The organism is Roseateles sp., from assembly GCF_049240545.1.
Lineage (GTDB): Bacteria > Pseudomonadota > Gammaproteobacteria > Burkholderiales > Burkholderiaceae_C > Paucibacter_A.
Window position 1 is genome coordinate 1 of the sequence record NZ_JBMLSK010000266.1, and the last position, 1,627, is coordinate 1,627.

Here is a 1,627-nt window from a genome sequence, read left to right on the forward strand (position 1 = left end):
CCGCAAGCAGGTCATCCAGAGGAAGACGCAGCTGCTTGCGCAGGTAGACCACCAGTTCCTCCTGACCGGCGTTCAGCGTGGTCTGCAGCTGGTGCGGAGTGTGGCTGCGGTCTTCGACCGAGTCCCGATGTTTCCAGCGCTGCACGGTCGTGCGGCTGATACCGTACTGCTCAGCCAACTCGTACTCGCTGGCCGAGGACTTCTGGATCTGCGCCCGCACCGCAGGCGTGGTCGTGGCGTTCTTGTGCAGTGCGATCATCATGCGACCTGGCTCCCGGGAGTGAATGCTGCCATGACTGCCTTCAGGACCTCTCGCCCGAAGAGCAGAGCACGCCGATTATGCAGAAGCTAATCATCCGGGACCTAACAGCTATTCACGAACGAACGGTGGCCCATACCCTTCAGGCGAAGGTGGGCCGAAACGAACCGTGCCCCTGCGGCACAGGCAAGAAGTTCAAGAAATGCTGCGGAGCGCCTGCCGACTTGCATTGAGGGTGAAGATGACACAGTAGATTTCAGATCAATAGCAAAGTGGACTTGGTTGGGATGGCAAAGTAGAATTTAGGGCTATCTCAAAGTAAATCCATGCCGCCGACACCACGTCAGCCGAAAGGCAACCCGATCCTCACAGCTGCGCTGAAGACCCTCAAGCGTCTCCAGGAAAAGCACCACGGCGTTGTCGAGGCCTCTGACTTCAAGAATGACGAGCAGCGTGCCGTGCTGGTCGATACGGGCTTCTTAAGGCCTGTGATGAAGGGCTGGTACATCTGCAGCAGCCCGAGCGACGGCGAAGGAGACTCGACCGCGTGGTACGCGTCCTACTGGGCCTTCGTATCGGGGTACCTGGGAAAGCGCTTTGGCAAGCGCTACTGCCTGAACCCCGAAGCATCGCTGTTGCTGCACACGGGCAACACCACCATCCCCAGGCAGGTCACTTGCGTCACGATCGATAGCGGCACATCGAAGGTGGATCTGCCCTTCGACAACTCACTGCTCGTGTATCCCGACAAGAAACGGGTTCCCAAGGCACGCATGGAGGTGCGGGGGCTGCAAGTCTGGCCCGTTGCCGAGGCCCTGTGCCTGGCCGGTCCGTCGTTTTTCATCAACCATCCGCGCGAAGCCGAGATCGCACTGGCCACCATCCGCAGTGCATCCGAGCTGCTGCCGACGCTGCTGGCGGGCGACAAGATGGTCACGGCCGCTGGACGGCTGGCGGCCGCCTTCGAGTTCGTCAAGCGCCCCGACGACGCTGAGCTCATCCGGAGGGCATTTGCCAAAGCCCGGATCACGCTCAAATCCGTGAACCCCTTCGAACTGGCCGAGCCCACCATTTCGCCGAGCAAGGAGCGCTCGCCGTACGTGCTGCGCCTGCGCTCTATGTGGGCTGGGTGGCGCCAGGACGTCATCGATGCCTTCCCGCCTGCGCCCGGCCTCGACAAGCAGCGGGCGGGCTATCTCGCCCGGGTCGATGAGCGCTACGTCTCTGACGCTTACAACTCCCTGTCCATCGAAGGCTACCGCGTCACCGACGAACTCATCGAGCGGGTGGCTCGCGGCGACTGGAACCCGGACGGCGAACCCGAGCACGACAAGACCCGGAACGCGCTGGCCGCTCGGGGCTACTACC

2 protein-coding genes and 1 pseudogene are annotated in these 1,627 nt (G+C 62.0%); 2 read left to right on the forward strand and 1 reads right to left on the reverse strand.

What is annotated here, in order from left to right:
* Positions 1–262: pseudogene (locus ACOVRJ_RS17235) on the reverse strand (IS481 family transposase); the annotation flags it as partial.
* Between the two features lie 77 nt (positions 263–339).
* On the opposite strand from ACOVRJ_RS17235, the gene ACOVRJ_RS17240 reads away from it, so the two are divergent.
* Positions 340–492, forward strand: coding sequence for an SEC-C metal-binding domain-containing protein (locus tag ACOVRJ_RS17240; protein WP_422045068.1), 153 nt, complete (start codon positions 340–342; stop codon positions 490–492).
* 93 nt (positions 493–585) lie between these two features.
* A partial coding sequence (locus tag ACOVRJ_RS17245) for a cell filamentation protein Fic (RefSeq protein ID WP_422045069.1) occupies positions 586–1,627 on the forward strand: 1,042 nt, incomplete at its 3' end.